We start from the raw sequence: 18,245 nt of genomic DNA, 5'->3' as shown, positions 1-18,245 counted from the left end.
CGTCGGGTGAACCGCCTCGGGGCGGCTTCCACGAAGAATTGAAGCATGATTCAATTCATCGCGGTACCGGCCGCCGGGCCGGAGGCGTCGAGGACGACGCCGCGCACGACGTCGAGGAGGACGACATGCACCTGGGCAGCATGCTCGAGAGCACGGCACGCAAGGTCCCGACCAAGGAGGCGCTCGTGCTGGGCGAGCGCCGGCTCACGTACGCCGAGCTCGACGCGGCCGCGCGCCGCGCGGCGGCGGTCTTCCGGGACGCCGGCGTGCGCCCCGGCGACCGCGTCACGGTCATGACCTACAACACGCCGGGCTTCGTCGTCGCGGCGTTCGGCCTGTGGCGCGCGGGCGCCGTGCTCGTCCCCGTCAACCACAAGCTCCAGGCGCCCGAGGTCGCGCGGCTCGTCGCCCACAGCGGCGCCGTGCTGGGCGTCGCGGACGCGAGCCTCGCCCCCGTCGTGACCGCCGCCGCGCCCGCGGTGCGGTGGCTGTGGACGGAGGCGGACGCCGTCGGGCAGGACGTGGCAGGCGCGGAGGGGACGCCGGGGCACGACGACTTCGACGCGCTCGTCGCGGCCGCCGCGCCGTGGGACGGCGTGCCGCCGGACCAGGACACGATCGCCCAGGTGCTCTACACCTCCGGCACGACGGCGGCCCCCAAGGGCTGCGAGCACACCCACCGCGGGCTGAGCTCGGTCGCGGCCTACACGACGGCGGCCGTCGGGCTGCGCGCGGACGACCGCTTCCTCCTCGCGATGCCGATCTGGCACGCCTCGCCGCTCAACAACTGGTTCCTGTCGATGGTGTTCCTCGGCGGGACGACCGTGCTGCTGCGCGAGTACCACCCGATCGAGATGCTGCGGACGGTCGAGGCCGAGCGCACGACCGCGTTCTTCGGCGCGCCCATCGCGTACGTCGCACCGCTCCAGGTCGCCGCCGCGCAGGGCATCGACCTGTCGACGTTCGACCTGTCGAGCGCGCGGCTGTGGCTCGCCGGCGGCGCGCCCGTCGGTGCCGACACCGTGCGGGCGATCCGCGCGGCCTACCCGGGCGAGCTGCACCAGGTCTACGGCATGAGCGAGATGGGGCCGGTCGGCACCGCGCTCGGCCCGGCCGACCAGGAGCGCAAGGCGGGCTCGATCGGGCACGCGGGCATGCCCGGCGTCGACGTGCGGGTCGTGGACCTCGACGGGGACGACGTCGGCCCGGGCGGGACCGGGGAGATCTGGCTGCGGTCGGACACCCGGATGGTCGGCTACCTCGACGACCCGGAGGCGACCGAGGCCGCGCTCGTCGGCGACTGGTACCGCACCGGCGACGTCGTGCGCGTCGACGAGGACGGGTACCTGTTCATCGTCGACCGGCTCAAGGACGTCATCATCACGGGCGGCGAGAACGTCTACTCCCAGGAGGTCGAGGAGGCGCTGCGCGGCTCCCCGGAGGTCGCGGACGTCGCCGTCGTCGGGCGGCCGCACGCCGACTGGGGCGAGACGGTCGTCGCGTTCGTCGTCCCCGCTCCCGGCGCCGAGCCGACGCTCGACTCGCTGCGCGCGTTCCTCGCCGACCGGCTCGCGCGCTACAAGGTGCCGCGTGACGTCGCGCTCGTGACCGAGCTCCCCCGCAACCCCTCCGGCAAGCTCACCAAGCACGTCCTGCGGTCGCGCGTGCGGGAGGGGACGACGGTGGCGTGAGGCCGGGACGCGGCTCCCCCGGGCGCACGGCGCGGGCACGGACGGCAGGGGGGCGGACGGCCTCAGGGGCGCGCGGTCTCAGGGGCGCGCGTGCTCGAAGATCACCGTCGTGCTCGTCCCGGCCACCTCGGGGCGCACGCTGAGCGTCCGGGACACCAGGTCGCGCAGCGCGTCCGAGTCGGCGACCGCGACGTGCAGCAGGAAGTCGCGGTCGCCGGTGACGAAGAAGACGCCCTCGACGTCGGGCAGCGTCAGCAGGTAGTCGCGGAACGCCTCCAGGCCCTTGCGGGCCCCGGCCTGGAGGCGGATCGCGATGAGCGCCTCGAGCCCCCGGCCGAGCGCCGCGGGGTCGACGTCGGCCCGGAAGCCCCGGATCACGCCGCGGTCCACGAGGGCCCGGACGCGCGCGTGGCACGTCGAGGCGGCGATCCCCACCCGGGCGGCGACCGCCGCGTTCGTGGCGCGCGCGTCGGTCGCGAGGACGTCGAGGATGCGGCGGTCGACGTCGTCCAGCGCGGGCGGTCGAAGATCCTTCGGCACGGTAGGCCTTCCTTGATCAACGGGCGAACGTCGCGGCGGCGGCGCCGACCCGGAACGACGATCCTTCGGCACATCTTGCCGCACACCGAAGGATCCACCACGCTGTGAGTCGTGCGGCACCATCCCGCCGCACACCAGCCACGCGCCCGCCTCGCCACCCGCGGGGCGGGCGTCGGTCGAAGGAGCCCGGCGTGAGCACGACCTCTCGTCCCCGTCCCCGTTCCCGCGACGCCCGGTCGGCACCCCCCGGCCGCGCCCCTCGCACGGCCGTCGTCGTCGGCGCCGGCATGGTGGGGCTCGCCACCGCGTGGCACCTCCAGGAGCAGGGCGTCGAGGTGACCGTCGTCGACCGTGAGGGCGTCGCCGCGGGCTCCTCCTGGGGCAACGCCGGGTGGCTCACCCCCGGCATGGCGATGCCGCTCGCCGACCCGTCCCTGTGGACGTACGGGCCGCGCGCCCTCCTCGACCCGGCCGCTCCCCTGCACGTCCCGCTGCGGTTCGACCCGCGCCTGTGGACGTTCTTCGCGCGCTTCATGGCGCACGCGACGCAGGCCCGCTGGGACCGCGCGATGGCGGCCCTCACCCCGATCGACCGCGTCGCGCTCGACGCGTTCGACGAGCTCGCCGCGGGCGGCAGCCTCGGCCACGGCGTCGAGGCCGGCACGACGCCCGGCCCGTTCACCGTCGCGTTCGAGCACGTGCGCGAGGCCCGACCCTTCCTGCGCGAGCTCGAGCACGTCGCCGCCGCCGGGCAGACCGTCCCGGTCCGGCGCGTCGAGGCCGGGGAGCGCGCCCACCAGCTCACGGACCGCGTCTCCACCGTCTACGCGCTGGAGGGCCAGCGCTTCCTCGAGCCCGGACCGTACGTCCACGCGCTCGCCGACTCCGTGCGCGCCCGCGGCGGCACCATCCTCACCGGCCTCGACGTGCTCGACGTCGAGCCCGGCCGCCTCGGCGCGTGCGTCTTCGCGCGCGCCGTGCACCCCGACGCCGCCCGGCACCCCGCCCTCGTGGGCGCCGGGGCGAGCAGCGGGCCTGGGGCGACCGACGGCGTCGGGCCGGACGCCGGGGCGCCGCGCCGGGCCGGCTCCCCCGCCGACCGCGAGGAGGGCGTCGTGCTGCGGGGCGACGCCGTCGTGCTCGCGACCGGTGCGTGGCTGCCCTCGCTCGCGGCGCCGCTCGGCGTGCGCACGCGCGTGCAGGCCGGACGCGGCTATTCGTTCACCGTGAAGACCGACGAGCCCGTCGAGACGCCGATCTACCTGCCCGCGCGCCGCGTCGCGTGCACGCCCTACCAGGGCCGGTTCCGCATCGCGGGGACCATGGAGTTCCGCGGCCCGGACGAGCCGCTCCAGCCCCGGCGGATCGAGGCGATCCTCGCCTCCGTGCGGCACCTGTTCCAGGGCGTCGACCTCGACGACCGGCACGACGAGTGGGTCGGCTCGCGCCCCGTCACGCCCGACGGCCTGCCGCTCGTCGGCGCGACGCGCACGCGCGGCGTCTACGTCGCGGGCGGCCACGGCATGTGGGGCATGGTGCTCGGGCCCGCGACCGGCCGGGCGCTCGCCCACCTCGTGACGACCGGCGAGACCCCCGACGAGATCCGGGCTTTCGACCCGCTGCGCTGAGCCCGGCGGCCGGGCGCCCTCGGACGGCTCCCGGCTCGCGGCCCCCGGCTCGCGGCTGGCCGAACCCGGCCGAAAGACCCTGTCGGGCGGGGGCGCCGCGTCCTAGCGTGGTCGGCATGACCGTGCGAGAGGAGCACCGGGCCGCGCTGCGCGCGCTCGACGGCGGCCCGGCGGCGGTGCGCGCGCACCTCACCGCGGGGTCAGGGCTGCCGGGCCCGCGCGCGAACCTCGAGCTCCTGGGCGCGTTCGCCGACGTCGCGCCCGCCGAGCTCGTGCGCGCCCTGGCCGACGACCCCGACGAGTACCTCCGGTGCTGCGGGACGTGCGGGCTGGGCCGGCTTGTCGTCGAGGCCTCCGCCGACGCGCGCGCGGAGCCGACCGACCGGCTGCGCGCCCGCGCGTCGGACGGGTCGTGGCGGGTCCGCGAGGCCGCCGCGGTGGCGCTCCAACGGATCGGCGACGCCGAGCCCGCTACGCTCCGCGCGCTCGTCGCGTCGTGGGTCGCCGACGCCGACCCGCTGGTCCGCCGCGCCGCGGTCGCCGGGATCTGCGAGCCGCGGCTCCTCCGGGACCCGGCGACCGCGACCGCCGCGCTCGACGCGTGCGCGGCCGCGACCGCCTCGATCGGCGCGCTCCCCGCCGACGCGCGCCGTGACCCCGACGTGCGCACGCTGCGCCAAGCCCTCGGCTACTGCTGGAGCGTCGCCGTCGTCGGCGACCCGGCCGCCGGCGTGCCGCGGTTCGCGGCGCTGCGCGGGTCGTCGGACCCGGACGTGGCGTGGGTCGTGCGCGAGAACGAGAAGAAGGCGCGCCTGCGCCGCGTGCTCGACCCCACGTCCTGACCCGGCGTCGGGAGCCGCCCCGGCGACGGCGGCCCGGCGACGGCGGCCCGACGACGGCGGCCCGGCGACGGCGGCCCAGAGAGGTCGAGAGGAGTCTTGCGTCCCTTCGCGCGCACCTATATGTTTAACCGAAATACTAATCACGACGAGGGAGTCCGATGAGCAGCACGACCGAGCCGACGACGAGGATGGCCGAGCTGGCCGCCACGGACGAGGACCTCCGCAGCCTGCTCTCCGGCGGGTGGCTGCGCTACCGCACGTCGCCCGCGCTGCAGGAGCTGACCCGCGACGCGCACGCGACGTGCGCCCGCATCGGGCGCGTGTACTTCGAGGACGTCGACGAGGCACGCCGCCTCTTCCACCGGCTCGTCCCCGGCGCCGAGGAGGGGATCGACTTCCGCCCGCCGCTGACGATCGACTACGGCGACCGGCTGCAGATCGGCGCGCGCACCTTCATCAACGCCGACTTCATGGTCATCGGCGGCGGCCTCGTCACGATCGGCCCGGACTGCCTCATCGGCCCGCGCTGCTCGATCTACACGCCGAACCACGCCGAGGACGTCGTCCGCCGCCGCGAGGGCTGGGAGCGCCCCGAGCCCGTCACGATCGGGAGCAACGTGTGGATCGGCGGCTCGGTCACCATCACGCCCGGCGTGACGATCGGCGACGACAGCATCATCGGAGCAGGGTCCGTGGTCACGCGGGACATCCCCGCGGGCGTCGTCGCGGTGGGGAACCCGTGCCGACCCGTCCGCACGATCGCGACGGACCCCGCGGACGTCACCGCCCGCTGAGCCGCGCGCCCCTACGCTGGCGCGCATGGACCTCGCGCGCTCGATCCCGCTGTTCGTGCTCGCCGCGCTGCTCGAGATCGGCGGGGCGTGGCTCGTGTGGCAGGGACTCCGCGAGCACCGGGGCTGGCTGTGGATCGGGGCGGGCGTCGTCGCGCTCGGGCTCTACGGCGTCGTCGCGACGCTCCAGCCGGACGCGAACTTCGGGCGCATCCTCGCCGCGTACGGCGGGGTGTTCGTCGCCGGCTCGCTCGCCTGGGGCATGGTCGTGGACGGCTTCCGTCCGGACCGCTGGGACGTGGCCGGCGCGCTGCTGTGCCTCGCCGGCGTCGCCGTCATCATGTACGCCCCGCGCCCCGAGTGACCGAGGCCCCCCGTCCACGCCCCTGCCCATCCCCCGCCGAGCACGACGTTGCCGTCGTTATCCGGCGGACGACGACAGCAACGTCGTGCTCGACGAGGCGCTCCCGGCGACGCGGTCCTCCGGGCGCTGGGCGAACGGGCGGATGCGGTCGAGGTAGTCGGCGATCGCCTCGCGGTTCTTCTCGAGGATGCGGATGCGGTCCTCCAGGCGCGCGAGCTCGGTCTCGAGGAGCGCGATCTTGTCCGGGTACGCGTTGTGCAGGTGGATCTCCGGCGCGTTGCCGAGGCACGGCAGGAACTCCTTGATGATCTTCGTCGTGAACCCCACCTCGAGGAGCCCGCGGATCTGGAGCACGCGGTCGACGAGGTGCTCGCCGTACTCGCGGTAGCCGTTCTCGGCCCGCTCGGGCGTGAACAGGCCCTGCTCCTCGTAGTACCGCAGGAGTCGCGTCGGGGTCCCGGTGCGCCGGGACAGCTCGCCGATCCGCACGTGATCCTCCTCACCGGGTCGTGTCGCTTGACCTTAACATCAATGTCAGACATCGATGCTAACCCCATGTCCACGACGAGCACACCCACTACCGGTCCCACGGCCGCCGCCGTCCCGGGCCCCGCCTCGGCCGACACCCCGGCGACCCCGATGACCCCGATGACCCCGATGACCCCGATGACCCTCGGCCGCCTGCCCGTCGCCGCGCTCCTCGCGCTCGCGGCGTCGGGGTTCCTCACGCTCCTCACCGAGATCCTCCCCGCGGGCGTGCTGCCCGCCATGGCCGCCGACCTCGGCGTCGGGGCCGGCGCGGCCGGGCAGACCGTCACCGCGTTCGCCGTCGGGGCGATCGTCGCCGCGATCCCGCTCACGCGCGCCACCGCGCGGTGGGACCGCCGCACGCTGCTCCTCGTGGCGGTCGCGGGGTTCGTCGTCGCGAACACCGTCACCGCGGTGTCGTCGTCGTTCGCGCTGACGCTCGTCGCGCGCTTCGCCGCGGGGCTCGTCGCCGGGCTGACGTGGGCGCTCCTGCCCGGGTACGTGCGCCGGATCGTGCCCGCTGCCCGCGTCGGCCGCGCGATGACGATCGCCATGGCAGGCGGCCCGCTCGCCCTGACGCTCGGCGTCCCCGCCGGGGCCGTGCTGGGCGCTGCCGTCGGGTGGCGCTGGACGTTCGGCGTCCTCTCCGTCGTCGGGGTCGCGCTGCTCGCCTGGATCCGGCTCGGCGTCCCCGGCGCGGCGGGCACCCCGCGCGGCGCGCAGCTCGCGATCCGCGCCGTCCTCCCCCGCCCCGGCCTGCGGCCGGTGCTGCTCGTCGCCGGGCTCAACGTGCTCGCCAACACGTCCCTGTACACGTACGTCGCGGTCCACCTCGCGCACCTCGGCCAGGGCTCGCGCACCAGCGCGCTGCTCCTCGTCCTCGGCGCCGCGTCCGCCGGGGCGCTCGTGCTCGTCGGGGCGCTGATCGACCACCGCCTGCGCGCCCTCACCCTCGGGTCGGTCGTCGTCTTCGCCCTCGCGATGCTCGTGCTCGGCCTCGCCCCGACGTCGACCGTCGTCGTCGTGCTCGCCGTCGCCGCCTGGGGTGCCGCGTTCGGCGGCGCCGGGACGCTCTACACGACCGCCGCCGCCCGGGCCGCGGGCGACGGCGCCGACGTCGCGCAGTCCGCGCTCGTCACCGTGTGGAACACGTCCGTCGCGCTCGGCGGTGCCGTCGGGGGCGCGGCGCTCGCCGCCGCGGGACCGGGCGGCCTCCCGTGGGTCTCTCTCGCGCTCATGGTCCCGGTGCTCGCGACCGTCGCCCTGGGTCGGCGGCACTCCTTCCGCTGAGACGGCCGCCGAGCACGAGGTCGCTCCGCGTCGAGCAGGAGGTTCCCGGCGTTCCCGGCACGAGAACGCCGGGAACGTCGTGCTCGGCGGGAGGGTGTGGTCAGCGGGGGCGCGCTGTGCCAGGATGCGCGCGTGGCCATCGACGCCCCGACCGGCAGGGGGCCGACGCACGCCGTCGGAGCCGGAGACCTCGACGACACGCTGCCGGAGCTCGAACCCGCGCACGGCCCCTACGCGAGCTGGTCGCGCCGGGTCGTCGCGTCGCTGCTCGACACCGCGATCGCCGCGACGGTGCTGTTCCTCGCCGTCGGGCCGGCCTACGAGGTCGCCTGGATCCCGACGATCAGCTTCGGCGTGAGCACGGAGGCACCGGTGCCCGGCGGGGGCTGGTGGGCCTTCGGCACCGCGGCCGCGCTCCTCGCCCTTCAGGCCTGGACGGGCGCGACCCCCGGCAAGCGGACGGTGGGGATCGTCGTCGTGCACGACACCACGGGTCGCCCCGCGGGTCTCGTGCGCACCGTCCTGCGGAGCGTGGCGCACATCCTCGACGCGCTGCTCTACATCGGCTTCCTCCGCCCCCTGTGGAACGCGCAGCGCCGCACGTTCGCCGACTCGCTGTGCAGCACCGTCGTGCTCCGGCGCGTCCGGCCGCCCGTCCCGTTCCTCGGCCCGGACACCGGCCTCGGCGGCCCGACGCCGTCGCGCGTCGTGACCGGCGCGGCGACGGTCCTCGCTGGGGGCAGCGCCCTCTTCATGCTCGGCCCCGCCACGTCCACCACCGGCGACCCGGAGATGCAGTCGTGCACGCCCGAGGTGGCGGCCGACTCCCCGCTGACGGTCGGCGACGTCGACGTCTCCGGCTGGTCGGTCCCGGGCACCGTGACCCGCTGGGGCGTGGCCCGCACGGACCCGCTCCCCGCGTGGGCCGGCGAGGAGGCGGGCCTCGAGGCGGCGTTCACCGTCGACGTCGCCCCGGGGGTGGCGCTCGACGGGCCGCTGGACGGCGCGCTCGTCCTGCGCCTCACGACATGGCAGGGCGACGAGCTGGGCGAGTACCGGTCGTCCTTCCGCGTGGAGCAGACGCCGGACGGCGGGCCAGAGTGGGAGTCGGTCGAGCCCACGACGCCGGGCTCCGGTCTCGGCACGGTCCACGTCCCGGCGGGGACGGTCGATCTCCTGCCGGAGGCCTGGCGCTGGGAGGCCTCGGTGGTTGTCGACGGCGAGGAAGGCTCGCAGACGATCGCCACGTGCGGAGCCCGCGGCCCCGCCTGACCTGACCGGCCGCCGTCGAGCACGGGGTCGGCGACCGGGATCGGTCTCGGGCGGTCGGGAACCCCGTGCTCGGCGGCCGGGTGGGACCGCAACATGGCCGAAACGTTGAGGACGACCGGGGGAAACGTCGCGGTCGCACGATGAGGGGGCGCCGGGCGGCGAGCCCGGCGCACCAGCATCGTCCCGACCCTCCGCCGCCCCGCGCGACGGAGTCCCCGAGGAGGCTCCCGTGCCGGACAACCGCCCGCTCTTCTCCGCACCGTCCGCCCCGACGTCGGCCGGCCCGACGACCACGACGGCGCACCGCGCGGCCGACCACGGCGCCGCGCCCGACCTCAACGTCCACGGCGAGCCGCGGCGTCGGGCGAACCCCGGCGACGAGCTCACGGTCGACCCGACCGACCGCCGTCGGCGCGCCCGCGCGGCACTGCTCGACCTGCGCCGTGACGTCATCCGGAGGAGCTCGACCGGCTGGTGACGAGCGGCCGCGCGCGTGGGCGGCGCCGCGTAGGTTGGTCCCCATGCGGATCGGAGCCCACCTCGACCAGTCGGACGTCATCGCGCAGGCAGCGAGCATCGGCGCGGACGTCGCCCAGATCTTCCTCGGCGACCCCCAGTCGTGGAAGGGTCCGGAGTTCACGTTCCCGGGTGGCGCGGAGGCCCTGAAGGACGCCGCCGCGGCGGCGGACCTCGAGCTCGTCGTGCACGCGCCGTACGTCATCAACGTCGCGAGCCCCAACAACCGCATCCGCATCCCGAGCCGCAAGCTGCTCCAGCAGATCGTGGACGGCGCGGCGGCGGTCGGCGCGACGGGCGTCGTGGTCCACGGCGGGCACGTCACCGCGAAGGAGGACCCGGCGATGGGCTTCGACAACTGGCGCAAGGCGATCGACGCGCTCCAGACGGACGTCACCGTGTACATCGAGAACACCGCCGGGGGCGACTTCTCGATGGCTCGCCGACTCGACCGGATCGAGGGCCTGTGGGCGGCCGTGCAGCAGGCCGACGGCGCCGAGAACGTCGGGTTCTGCCTCGACACGTGCCACGCGTGGGCGGGCGGCATCGACCTCACGACGGCGGTCGACGACGTGCGCGCGATCACCGGCCGCGTCGACCTCGTGCACCTCAACAACAGCCGCGACACCGCGGGCTCCGGCGCCGACCGCCACGCCGGCCTCACGGCCGGGACGATCGACCCGGAGCTCCTGCTCGGGGTCGTGCGCGCGGCGGGCACGTCGGTCGTCTGCGAGACGCACGCCGACGTCCCGGCCGACGTCGCGTGGCTGCGCGAGCAGGTCGGCTGAGCCGTGGGAGACCCCCGCCCGCTGCGGCTCCGCAACGTCACCGTCGACGCACGCGACCCGCGCGCGCTCGCGGAGTTCTACCGGCGCCTGACCGGCTGGGCGTACACGCCGGGCCACGAGGTCGCCGACCCGGCGGGCGACGACTGGCTCTCGCTCCAGGTCCCGGGCGGCGCGTCGCGCCTCGCGTTCCAGCGGTCCGACGCCGAGGTACGACCCTGGCCCGGCGGGGCGCGCGTGCACATCGACCTCGACGTCCCCGACCTCGACGCGGCGCACGAGCACGCGCTCGCGTGCGGCGCGCGCCCGCTCACGGGCACGCCGGAGGACGAGGGCCACCCCGACGACCTGTTCCGCGTCTACGCGGACCCGGAGGGCCACCCGTTCTGCCTGAGCTCGCCGCCGCTCGACCACCCGTGAGCGGCCGGTGCAGGGCTGCCCGGCGCGAGGCCGGTTCCCGCAGGACCAGCCCGCGCGCGACCGGTCGGCGCACCGGTCAGTAGCCCGACCCGGCGGCGGGAGCCGCGTCCATGACCTCGGTCCCGTCGGGAGCCACGACGTGCCAGACGCCGTTCACGCCCTGGCCCGTGACGTCGCCGGGGCCGGTGTCGGCCGCGTACGTGTAGACCGGGCGGCCGTCGACGGTGACCTGGAGCTCGCCGTCGACCCCGGTGATGGTGCCGACCTCGCCCGTCACGCCGTCGACCTCGGGGTCCGCGCTCGCCGCGTGGACGGCGGGCCACGCGGCGGCACACTCGCCCTCGCACGCGCTCGTGCCCGAGCCCTTCGTGTCCTTGTCGTAGTAGTAGACGGTCATGCCCTGGCCGTCGACCACGACGGTCCCGAGCGAGGAGTCCGCCGTGCCGAGCGCGACGTCCGACGAGCCGCCGCCCGTCGAGCCGTCGGAGGTCGATTCCGACGGGCTGGAGCCACCGCCCCCGTACAGGCCGCCTCCCCCGCCGGAGCACCCGGCGAGGGTGGCGGCGAGCAGGGCGGTGACGGCCCAGGTGGTGGCGGCCGGGACACCGGTGGTCAGGGTGCGTCGCATGTCGACTCCTCGGAAGGACGGTCGGGGTCGCGAGCACGGCCCCTACTCTCACGACGGCGCGGCGCGCCGCGAGGTTCACCGGCCCGCCCGCGCGTCGGCCCGCACACCGCACGCCCGTCCGACGGCCCGTCCGACCGTCGGGCCCACCGCCCGGCCGCGCACCGTCGACGGCCCGGGTGAACCGATCAGGACGCTGCCTCGTCTCCCAGGTGACGGAGTCGCAGAGGATGATCGGAAGGGGCAGACGTGCGCAGGAGGACGAAGGTGCTCGTGGGGGTCGGGGTCGGTGTCGTGGTGCTCGGCGGTGCGGCCGTCGCGTTCGGCCCGGGCCTGTACGCGGACTGGTCCAACCGCGCGGCGGCCGAGGAGCCGACGCTCGACGCGTCGTCGGGCGACGGCGCCACGCTCGACCCGGCGGACCTGGCCGGTGCGTGGACGGTCGGGGACGGCTCGTACGCGGGGTACCGCGTGCACGAGGTGCTGCAGGGCGAGGACGTCACGGTGACCGGCCGGACCGACGAGGTCACGGGGTCGTTCACCGTCGCGGACGGCGCGCTCACCGCGGCGACGATCGAGGTCGACATGGCGAGCGTCGCGACCGACGAGCCGCCGCGCGACGCGTACTTCCGGGGCGACGCGCTCGAGGTCGGGACGTACCCGACCGCGACGTTCGAGCTGACGAGCCCCGTGGACCTGCCGACCGGGTCGGGCGACGTCGAGCTCGCGGGCGACCTGACGATCCACGGCGTGACGCAGGCCGTCACGGTCGAGGCGCAGGTCGGCCCGACCACCGACGGCGTCCAGGTCGTCGGGAGCGTGCCGATCACGTTCTCCGACTTCGACGTGGAGGCGCCGAGCCTCGGGTTCGTCACGGTCGACGACGCGGGCAGCGTCGAGTTCGGCCTCGACCTCGTGCGGTCGGCCGGGTCGTGACCGACGGGGAGGTGCCGCGCGTGCGCGCCGACGCCGACGACCTGCTGCGGGCGGTCCACGCCGCGCACGGGCCGGCGCTGGAGCGCTACGTCGCGCGCCTCACCGACGACCCGGCGCAGGCGCAGGACGTGGTGCAGGAGACGCTGCTGCGCGCGTGGCGCCACCCCGAGGTGCTGGAGCGACCGGAGGGCTCGGTGCGCGCGTGGCTCTTCACGGTGGCGCGCAACCTCGTCGTCGACGAGCTGCGCAGCGCCCACCACCGCCGCGAGCTCGCGAGCGCCGACGTGCCCGACCGCGGCGAGGCCGACGCGACCCAGGCCGTGCTCGACGCGTGGCTCGTCGCGGACGCGCTGGTCTCGCTCTCGCCCGAGCACCGGGCGGTCGTCGTCGACGCGTACTACCACGGGCGCTCCGTGGCCGAGATGGCGTCGGCGCACGGCGTCCCGCCCGGGACGGTGAAGTCCCGCATGCACTACGCGCTCCGCGCGCTGAGGCTCGCGCTGCAGGAGAAGGGAGTCTCGTCATGACCGCCACGCCGGACCCGTACCGCGAGTGGGACGCCGCCTACGTGCTGGGCGCGCTCAGCCCGCGCGACCGGCGCGCGTTCGAGCAGCACCTCGCGACGTGCGCGGCGTGCCGCGAGGCCGTCGCGGAGCTCGCGGGCATGCCGGGCATCCTCGGCATGCTCACGGCCGAGCACGCGGACGCGCTCGTCGACGACGCGCGCGCCGACGTCCCGGCCGAGGCGTCCGGCGGAGCGGGGGGCGCCGTCGTGCCCCTCGCGGTGGTGGCCGCGAGCGCCCGGCGGCGCCGCACCCGACGGCGGTCGCTCCTGTCCGTGGCGGCGGTGGGCCTGGTCGTCGCGGGCGCCGCGGGCGGCGCGGCGGTGACGCGGCCCGACGACGTCCCGCCCCCCGCGACGACCGGCACGACCCAGGTCGCGCTCGAGCCGGTCGGCGGCGCGGACGTGCGCGCCGAGCTCACGCTCACGCCGGCCTCGTGGGGCACGCGCCTCGACTGGTCGTGCTCGTACCCGGCCGGGGTCTGGGAGGACGGCGCGACGTACGAGCTCGTGCTCGTGGACGACGACGGCACGCGCTCGGTCGTGGCTACGTGGTCCTCGACGGAGGCGGGGAGCTCGTCGGGCCTGGGTGCGTCGTCGGCGGTGCCGGTGGACGGGATCGCGCGCCTCGAGCTCGGGGTCGTGGGGGTGGACGGCGCGCTCGCGGCCGCCGACGTCTGAGCCCGGCGCGGCCGGACCCTCAGGAAATCCTCGGGTCGAACCACACCACCGGGCTTCCGCAACGCTGAGCCAGACCTCGCGGACCCCCGCGCCGCCCCCGCGGGAACGCTGAGGCGACCGCCGGAGGCTCCTTGTCGACAGCACTCGTCGACCTGGAGCCTCCGGTGAACACCACTGCCCCGCACACCCCCCGCCACCGCGCCGAGGCGGCCGCCCGTCCCGCGGACGGGCCCGCCGTGCGCGTCGTCGTCGTCATCCCCGCCCACGACGAGGAGCAGGCGCTCCCCGCCACCGTCGCCTCGCTCGCGGCCCAGACGCGCCGCCCCGACCGGGTGCTCGTCGTCTCGGACAACAGCACGGACGCGACCGTCGCGGTCGCCCGCGCCGCCGGCGCGGACGTCATGGAGACCGTGGGCAACACGGCCCGCAAGGCTGGCGCGCTCAACCAGGCGATCGCGACCACGACGGAGGACGTCGTCATGGTCCTCGACGCGGACACGACGATCGCCCCCACGTTCGTCGAGGAAGGGCTCGCCGTCCTCGCCTCGGCGCCCGAGGTCGCCGCGGTCGGCGGCGTGTTCCGCGGTCGGCCGCCGCAGGGCTACCTGCAGCACTGCCAGGCCAACGAGTACACGCGCTACGGCGTGCAGGTGGACCTCACCGGCCGCACGGCCGTGCTCACCGGGACCGCCGCGCTCGTGCGCCGCACCGCGCTCCAGGAGGTCGCCGACGCCCGCGGCTCGGTCCTCCCCGGCGAGCGCGGCGACGTGTACGACCGGCACGCGATCACCGAGGACTCCGAGCTCACCCTCGCGCTGCGCACGCTCGGCCACGAGCTGCGCTCCCCCGTCACGATGAGCTGCACGACCGAGCTCATGCCGACGGCCGGCGACCTCCACCGGCAGCGCGTCCGCTGGTACAAGGGGATGCTCGACAACCTCGCCGAGTACGGGCTCACGCGCACGACGTGGCGCTACGTCGGCCAGCAGGTGATGCTCGCCGTCGGCACGCTCATGATGGCGGCCTACCTGCTCCTCACGGTCGTCACCCTCGTGACGGGGACCTTCACGCTGTCCCCGCTGTGGGCGGCTGTCGGGCTCGTCTTCGTCGCGGAGCGCCTCGTCACCGTCTGGGGTGCCGGGCGGCGCGCACGGCTGCTGGCCGCGCTCGTGCTGCCGGAGCTCCTCTACGACCTCGCCCTGCAGCGCGCGTTCCTGCACGCCGCAGCGCTGTTCGTCACGCGGCGCCAGACGACGTGGAACCACGTCGCCGCCACCGCCTGACCCTCACCCCTCCCCTCGCCGACCCGCCCCGTCGCGCACGCGACCGGGACGTCCTCGGCATGCCCTCACCCGTCCCGGAAGGACAGCAGCCATGTACAACTCGACCCTCGCCCAGACCGCCCCCGTCCTCGCCGTCACCGGAGTCGCGACCGCGTTCCACGTCGTCGCGGCCTGGACGCTCCTCGTCGCCGGCCTCGCGCTCGTCACGACGGCGCGCGTCCTGCGCCGTCGGGCCGCCGCCCGCCGCGCTGAGCAGGCCTGACCTCAGGGACAGGGGGCGGGCGCGACCGGCACGGCGACCTCCATCACCGGGCCGGGACCGCCTGCTTCCCAGGTCGGCAGGTAGACCTCCCGGTCGTCCCCCGCGGGCACACCGCCCGCGAGCGCCCGCCCGGACGCCAGGTAGTCGTGCACGAGGACCAGACGTTCCTGGTCGCGGGCCTCCGCGGCCGTGAGCGCGACGTACGCCTCCTCGTGCGCGTCGTCCGTCGTGAGGGCGAAGCCCGACGGCGGCCGCACGGGCGCGGGGACGGGAACCCGGAGCGTGAGGCGGGCGGCGTACCCCTCGGTCGCGCGCTCGTGGAGCTCGACGTAGGGGTGGCCGGCGAGGGGCACGTCGGCGGCGCGCAGCACGGCGAAGACCGCTCCGGTCGCCTCGGGCAGCACGGACGGCAGCTCGGCGAGCGTCGCGCGGCGCTCCGTCCCGAGCACGAGCCGCTCCGGCACGTGCCGTCGGTGCACCACGACGTCCAGCCGTGGCGCGCCGACGAGCGCGGACCGGACGTACTCCGCCGCCGTCAGCGACGCCGCGAGCGCCGAGCGGCGGTCGCTCCACACGGCGTCGAACGCGGGGACCGGGTCGGGGGCGGCGAGCACGTCGCCCACCTCGGCGAGCGACAGCCCGACGCCCCGCAGGAGCCGGACGAGGCGGGCGCGCTCCACCTGGCCGCCGTCGAGCAGCCGTGGGCCGTCCGCGGAGGTGCGGCGCGCGTCGAGGAGCCCGCGGTCGACGTACATCCGGACGGCCTTCTCGCTCAGCCCCGTCGCGCGCGCCACCTGACCCGTCGTGTACTCGTCCATGCCCGCGACGCTAGGGCCTTCCCCTGGGGCAGCCGCAAGGGGTCGGCTCAGTCGTCGTCGCCGGGCACGTAGGGCCCGCGGCGGAGCTCGAGGTCGATCTGCTCGGCGTCCAGCAGGTCGAGCGCGTGCCGCAGCGCCTGCGAGCTGTACGCGCCGGACGTGCGCGCGTCGAGCAGCGCGACGCGCTGCGCGGCGATCGCCCGGAGCCGCAGCTCCTTGTACTGCGCGAACAGGTCGGCCGACGTCGCGGCGTCGGTGTCGCGGTTCTCGAGCTCGCGCACGACGTCGCGGCGCACGCGGGCGACGACGGCACCGTCGTAGGTGGTGCCGTCGGCGCGGCGGAGGTCGGGCGCGTCGATCACGGCCACGGCCGCGCCGTCGAGCTCGGCGCGCACGGCGCCGCGGTCCTCGTCGGCGCGCGTGGAGCCGCCCGAGAGACCGAGCCGGCGCACGACCCACGGGAGCGTGCCGCCTTGCACGACGAGCGTCCCGGCCGCGACCCCGAACGCGACGAGCACGAGGAACGAGCGCTGGGGGGTGTCGAGCGGGAGGGTCTGCGCCGCGGCGAGCGTCACGACGCCCCGCATGCCCGCCCACACGAGGAGCGTGCCCTCGCGCCACCCGAGCCGCTCGGCCGTCAGGTAGTCGATGTCGGCCGCACGACGACGCAGCGACGTGCGGATGCGTCCGAGGCGGGCCTGCGGCACCTCCTTCGGGCCGCCCGTGCGCGCGACCTCGCGGTGCCGTCCCGAGGGCTCGACCGTGGCGAGCGGTGCCTCCGCCGGCCCGAACCGCGCGTCGAGCTTCTCCTGCATGCCCTCGATCACGTCGCGCATCGACTCTCCCCGCCGCGCGCGTCGCGCGAGCGACCGCAGGAGCGTCGCGACGTACGCGGAGCGCACGACGAGGATGACGACGGCCGCGAGCGCAGCGATGCCGACCGCGCGCCACAGGCTGCCGTGGGCCTCCTGCACGTCGGTGACGAGCGCGAACAGCTCGAGCCCCATGAGGAGGAAGACGGTGCCCTCGAGCAGGAGCTCGACGGTCCGCCAGTTCGACTCCTCGGCGAGCCGGTGCTGGGGCCGCAGGTACTTCGCGGCGCCGTTGCCGGTGACGAGGCCCGCGGTGACGACGGCGACGAGGCCCGACGCGCCGAGCTCCTCCGACGGCAGGTAGGCGAGGAACGGCACGACGAAGGACACCGCGGTGCTCAGCGCGGGGTTGGCGAGGCGGCGCCGGACGAAGAGGCCGAGGAACCCGACGAGGAACCCGACGAGCACGGCGACGACGACGGCGAACACGAAGTCGCCCGCGACCGACCACAGCGACACGCGGGTGGCGGACTCCCCGGTCGCGACGGCGATCCCGATCCCGGCGATGGCGGAGCGCAGGAGCACGAGGGCGGACGCGTCGTTGAGCAGGCTCTCGCCCTCGAGCAGCGTGACGACGCGGGGTGACGCGCCGAGCCGTTTGACGATGGACGTCGCGACGGCGTCGGTCGGGCTGACGATGGCGCCGAGCGCGAAGCCCGCCGCGAGCGGGATGCCGGGGATGAGCCACGTGAAGAGGTAGCCGAGGAGCGCGGTGCTGAGCAGGACGAGGACGACGGAGAGCCCGCTGATCGCGGTGAAGTCCCGCCGGAAGTCCATGGTGGGCAGGCCGACGGCCGCCGAGTACAGCAGCGGCGGCAGGATCCCGGCGAGGATCCACTCGGGCTCGAACTCGATCTCGGGGACGGCGGGCACGAAGCTCACGACGACGCCGACCGCGACGAGCACGAGGGGCGCGGCCACGCCCGCCTTCGGCGCCAGGGCGTTGACCCCGACGATCGCGACGACCGCGAGCGTCCCGACGACGATGAGGGAGAGGATCTGCTCCTCGGTCAGGCTGAACGGGAACTCCATCTGCACCTCCGGCTACCGGCGCCGCGCCCGGGTCGGCGCGCGCGGGACGCCCCCACGCTAGCCGCCGGGGCCGTCTCCGGCGGTGCGCACGCGGCGTTCGAGGCGCCACTCGTTGCCCGAGGTCCCCGCGACCCAGCGGTGCTCGAGCCGGTCGACGCACGCCCGCGCGAGCGCGAGCCCCCGCCCGGACTCGGCCTCGGGGGGCGGCATCGTGCGGTCGAGGTCGACGTCGGCGGCGGGTGCGGTGTCGCGCAGCACGACGACGACGCGTCCCGCCCCGGCGTCGAGCTCGGCCCGGACCTCGACCGTCTCGGGTGCGGGCGAGTGCCGCACGATGTTCGCGGCGATCTCCGTCGTGGCGAGCTCGACGGCGAGCCGGTCGTCGGTGGGCACCCACGGCGCCTGGCCCCAGAGCGCGGCGAACGCGTCCGGGAGGGCGTCGAGCCACGGCGGGGACGCGGTCGCGCTCAGCACGACGAGCGGGGCGTCGTCCGGCGGGGTCACGCG

General features: G+C 75.8%; 21 protein-coding genes. 15 read left to right on the top strand and 6 right to left on the bottom strand.

Features of this window, described 5'->3' with window-relative positions; translation table 11 throughout:
- Positions 1 to 125: 125 nt before the first annotated feature.
- Entirely contained in the window at positions 126 to 1,691 is a 1,566-nt protein-coding gene (locus HKK73_RS00855) for a class I adenylate-forming enzyme family protein (protein ID WP_043660044.1), read from the top strand.
- A 78-nt stretch (positions 1,692 to 1,769) separates the two neighbouring features.
- Here the strand turns inward: HKK73_RS00855 and HKK73_RS00850 are convergent, their stop codons facing one another.
- Complete coding sequence (locus HKK73_RS00850) at positions 1,770 to 2,231, bottom strand: Lrp/AsnC family transcriptional regulator (RefSeq protein WP_021482652.1); 462 nt, start codon at positions 2,229 to 2,231, stop codon at positions 1,770 to 1,772.
- Positions 2,232 to 2,422: 191 nt separating this feature from the next.
- On the opposite strand from HKK73_RS00850, the gene HKK73_RS00845 reads away from it, so the two are divergent.
- From HKK73_RS00845 to HKK73_RS00830, 4 genes are all read left to right on the top strand, one after another.
- Positions 2,423 to 3,859 (top strand): FAD-binding oxidoreductase, encoded by a 1,437-nt coding sequence (locus HKK73_RS00845; protein WP_171467224.1) that lies wholly within the window; start codon positions 2,423 to 2,425, stop codon positions 3,857 to 3,859.
- 116 nt (positions 3,860 to 3,975) lie between these two features.
- Entirely contained in the window at positions 3,976 to 4,701 is a 726-nt protein-coding gene (locus HKK73_RS00840; RefSeq protein WP_171467223.1) for a HEAT repeat domain-containing protein, read from the top strand.
- Positions 4,702 to 4,859: 158 nt separating this feature from the next.
- A complete protein-coding gene (locus HKK73_RS00835) occupies positions 4,860 to 5,495 on the top strand; it encodes a sugar O-acetyltransferase (RefSeq protein ID WP_171467222.1) in 636 nt (211 codons plus the stop codon).
- A 25-nt stretch (positions 5,496 to 5,520) separates the two neighbouring features.
- Positions 5,521 to 5,856 (top strand): YnfA family protein, encoded by a 336-nt coding sequence (locus HKK73_RS00830; RefSeq protein ID WP_171467221.1) that lies wholly within the window; start codon positions 5,521 to 5,523, stop codon positions 5,854 to 5,856.
- Positions 5,857 to 5,913: 57 nt separating this feature from the next.
- On the opposite strand, the gene HKK73_RS00825 is transcribed toward HKK73_RS00830, so the two are convergent.
- The gene (locus tag HKK73_RS00825; RefSeq protein WP_021483088.1) at positions 5,914 to 6,345 is read right to left on the bottom strand and encodes a MerR family transcriptional regulator; all 432 of its coding nucleotides are present in this window, start codon (positions 6,343 to 6,345) and stop codon (positions 5,914 to 5,916) included.
- Between the two features lie 168 nt (positions 6,346 to 6,513).
- Between HKK73_RS00825 and HKK73_RS00820 the strand changes: the two genes are divergently transcribed.
- The 5 genes from HKK73_RS00820 (at position 6,514) to HKK73_RS00800 (ending at position 10,667) form a co-directional block, all read left to right on the top strand.
- Positions 6,514 to 7,674, top strand: a complete 1,161-nt coding sequence (locus tag HKK73_RS00820) for an MFS transporter (protein WP_171467220.1) — start codon at positions 6,514 to 6,516, stop codon at positions 7,672 to 7,674.
- Positions 7,675 to 7,806: 132 nt separating this feature from the next.
- Positions 7,807 to 8,946 (top strand): RDD family protein, encoded by a 1,140-nt coding sequence (locus HKK73_RS00815; protein WP_171467219.1) that lies wholly within the window; start codon positions 7,807 to 7,809, stop codon positions 8,944 to 8,946.
- Positions 8,947 to 9,175: 229 nt separating this feature from the next.
- On the top strand, positions 9,176 to 9,424 hold the full coding sequence (locus tag HKK73_RS00810) for a hypothetical protein (protein ID WP_086149518.1): 249 nt from the start codon (positions 9,176 to 9,178) through the stop codon (positions 9,422 to 9,424).
- A 43-nt stretch (positions 9,425 to 9,467) separates the two neighbouring features.
- On the top strand, positions 9,468 to 10,250 hold the full coding sequence (locus HKK73_RS00805) for a deoxyribonuclease IV (RefSeq protein WP_043658576.1): 783 nt from the start codon (positions 9,468 to 9,470) through the stop codon (positions 10,248 to 10,250).
- A gap of 3 nt (positions 10,251 to 10,253) precedes the next feature.
- Positions 10,254 to 10,667: a VOC family protein gene (locus HKK73_RS00800; RefSeq protein WP_171467218.1), complete on the top strand. Its 414-nt coding sequence runs from the start codon at positions 10,254 to 10,256 to the stop codon at positions 10,665 to 10,667.
- Positions 10,668 to 10,743: 76 nt separating this feature from the next.
- Here the strand turns inward: HKK73_RS00800 and HKK73_RS00795 are convergent, their stop codons facing one another.
- Positions 10,744 to 11,295: a hypothetical protein gene (locus HKK73_RS00795; RefSeq protein WP_171467217.1), complete on the bottom strand. Its 552-nt coding sequence runs from the start codon at positions 11,293 to 11,295 to the stop codon at positions 10,744 to 10,746.
- Positions 11,296 to 11,541: 246 nt separating this feature from the next.
- On the opposite strand from HKK73_RS00795, the gene HKK73_RS19015 reads away from it, so the two are divergent.
- The 5 genes from HKK73_RS19015 to HKK73_RS00775 all read left to right on the top strand — a co-directional run bounded on the left by HKK73_RS19015 (position 11,542) and on the right by HKK73_RS00775 (position 15,016).
- Positions 11,542 to 12,228, top strand: a complete 687-nt coding sequence (locus HKK73_RS19015; RefSeq protein WP_043658578.1) for a YceI family protein — start codon at positions 11,542 to 11,544, stop codon at positions 12,226 to 12,228.
- Between the two features lie 20 nt (positions 12,229 to 12,248).
- Positions 12,249 to 12,755 (top strand): sigma-70 family RNA polymerase sigma factor, encoded by a 507-nt coding sequence (locus HKK73_RS19010; protein ID WP_269467723.1) that lies wholly within the window; start codon positions 12,249 to 12,251, stop codon positions 12,753 to 12,755.
- The gene (locus tag HKK73_RS00785; RefSeq protein WP_171467216.1) at positions 12,752 to 13,471 is read left to right on the top strand and encodes an anti-sigma factor; all 720 of its coding nucleotides are present in this window, start codon (positions 12,752 to 12,754) and stop codon (positions 13,469 to 13,471) included. The genes HKK73_RS19010 and HKK73_RS00785 overlap by 4 nt, the downstream gene beginning before the upstream one ends.
- A gap of 164 nt (positions 13,472 to 13,635) precedes the next feature.
- Positions 13,636 to 14,754, top strand: a complete 1,119-nt coding sequence (locus tag HKK73_RS00780) for a glycosyltransferase (RefSeq protein ID WP_051028347.1) — start codon at positions 13,636 to 13,638, stop codon at positions 14,752 to 14,754.
- Between the two features lie 91 nt (positions 14,755 to 14,845).
- Entirely contained in the window at positions 14,846 to 15,016 is a 171-nt protein-coding gene (locus tag HKK73_RS00775; protein WP_156186415.1) for a hypothetical protein, read from the top strand.
- A gap of 2 nt (positions 15,017 to 15,018) precedes the next feature.
- Here the strand turns inward: HKK73_RS00775 and HKK73_RS00770 are convergent, their stop codons facing one another.
- Genes HKK73_RS00770 through HKK73_RS00760 form a run of 3 tightly spaced genes read right to left on the bottom strand, consistent with a single transcriptional unit; the run spans position 15,019 to position 18,242 of the window.
- Complete coding sequence (locus HKK73_RS00770) at positions 15,019 to 15,834, bottom strand: MerR family transcriptional regulator (protein WP_171467215.1); 816 nt, start codon at positions 15,832 to 15,834, stop codon at positions 15,019 to 15,021.
- 47 nt (positions 15,835 to 15,881) lie between these two features.
- On the bottom strand, positions 15,882 to 17,738 hold the full coding sequence (locus HKK73_RS00765) for a sodium:proton antiporter (protein WP_144681287.1): 1,857 nt from the start codon (positions 17,736 to 17,738) through the stop codon (positions 15,882 to 15,884).
- Positions 17,739 to 17,795: 57 nt separating this feature from the next.
- Positions 17,796 to 18,242 carry an ATP-binding protein gene (locus tag HKK73_RS00760; protein WP_051028349.1) on the bottom strand — a complete coding sequence of 149 codons (447 nt, stop codon included), beginning with the start codon at positions 18,240 to 18,242 and terminating at the stop codon, positions 17,796 to 17,798.
- Positions 18,243 to 18,245 lie beyond the last annotated feature (3 nt).

This window comes from Cellulosimicrobium sp. 72-3 (assembly GCF_013127315.1).
GTDB classification, from domain to species: Bacteria; Actinomycetota; Actinomycetes; order Actinomycetales; family Cellulomonadaceae; genus Cellulosimicrobium; species Cellulosimicrobium funkei.
The sequence above is the reverse complement of the archived record's forward strand: the minus strand, read 5'-3'. Positions and strand labels throughout refer to the sequence as shown.

Bases quoted from the DNA above. Each gene is read 5' to 3' on its own strand.
- HKK73_RS00765 (WP_144681287.1), bottom strand. From the start codon at position 17,738: ATGGAGTTCCCGTTCAGCCTGACCGAGGAGCAGATCCTCTCCCTCATC.
- HKK73_RS00770 (WP_171467215.1), bottom strand. From the start codon at position 15,834: ATGGACGAGTACACGACGGGTCAGGTGGCGCGCGCGACGGGGCTGAGC.
- HKK73_RS00795 (WP_171467217.1), bottom strand. From the start codon at position 11,295: ATGCGACGCACCCTGACCACCGGTGTCCCGGCCGCCACCACCTGGGCC.
- HKK73_RS00835 (WP_171467222.1), top strand. From the start codon at position 4,860: ATGAGCAGCACGACCGAGCCGACGACGAGGATGGCCGAGCTGGCCGCC.
- HKK73_RS00805 (WP_043658576.1), top strand. From the start codon at position 9,468: ATGCGGATCGGAGCCCACCTCGACCAGTCGGACGTCATCGCGCAGGCA.
- HKK73_RS00840 (WP_171467223.1), top strand. From the start codon at position 3,976: ATGACCGTGCGAGAGGAGCACCGGGCCGCGCTGCGCGCGCTCGACGGC.
- HKK73_RS00855 (WP_043660044.1), top strand. From the start codon at position 126: ATGCACCTGGGCAGCATGCTCGAGAGCACGGCACGCAAGGTCCCGACC.
- HKK73_RS00830 (WP_171467221.1), top strand. From the start codon at position 5,521: ATGGACCTCGCGCGCTCGATCCCGCTGTTCGTGCTCGCCGCGCTGCTC.
- HKK73_RS00820 (WP_171467220.1), top strand. From the start codon at position 6,514: ATGACCCCGATGACCCTCGGCCGCCTGCCCGTCGCCGCGCTCCTCGCG.
- HKK73_RS00775 (WP_156186415.1), top strand. From the start codon at position 14,846: ATGTACAACTCGACCCTCGCCCAGACCGCCCCCGTCCTCGCCGTCACC.
- HKK73_RS00785 (WP_171467216.1), top strand. From the start codon at position 12,752: ATGACCGCCACGCCGGACCCGTACCGCGAGTGGGACGCCGCCTACGTG.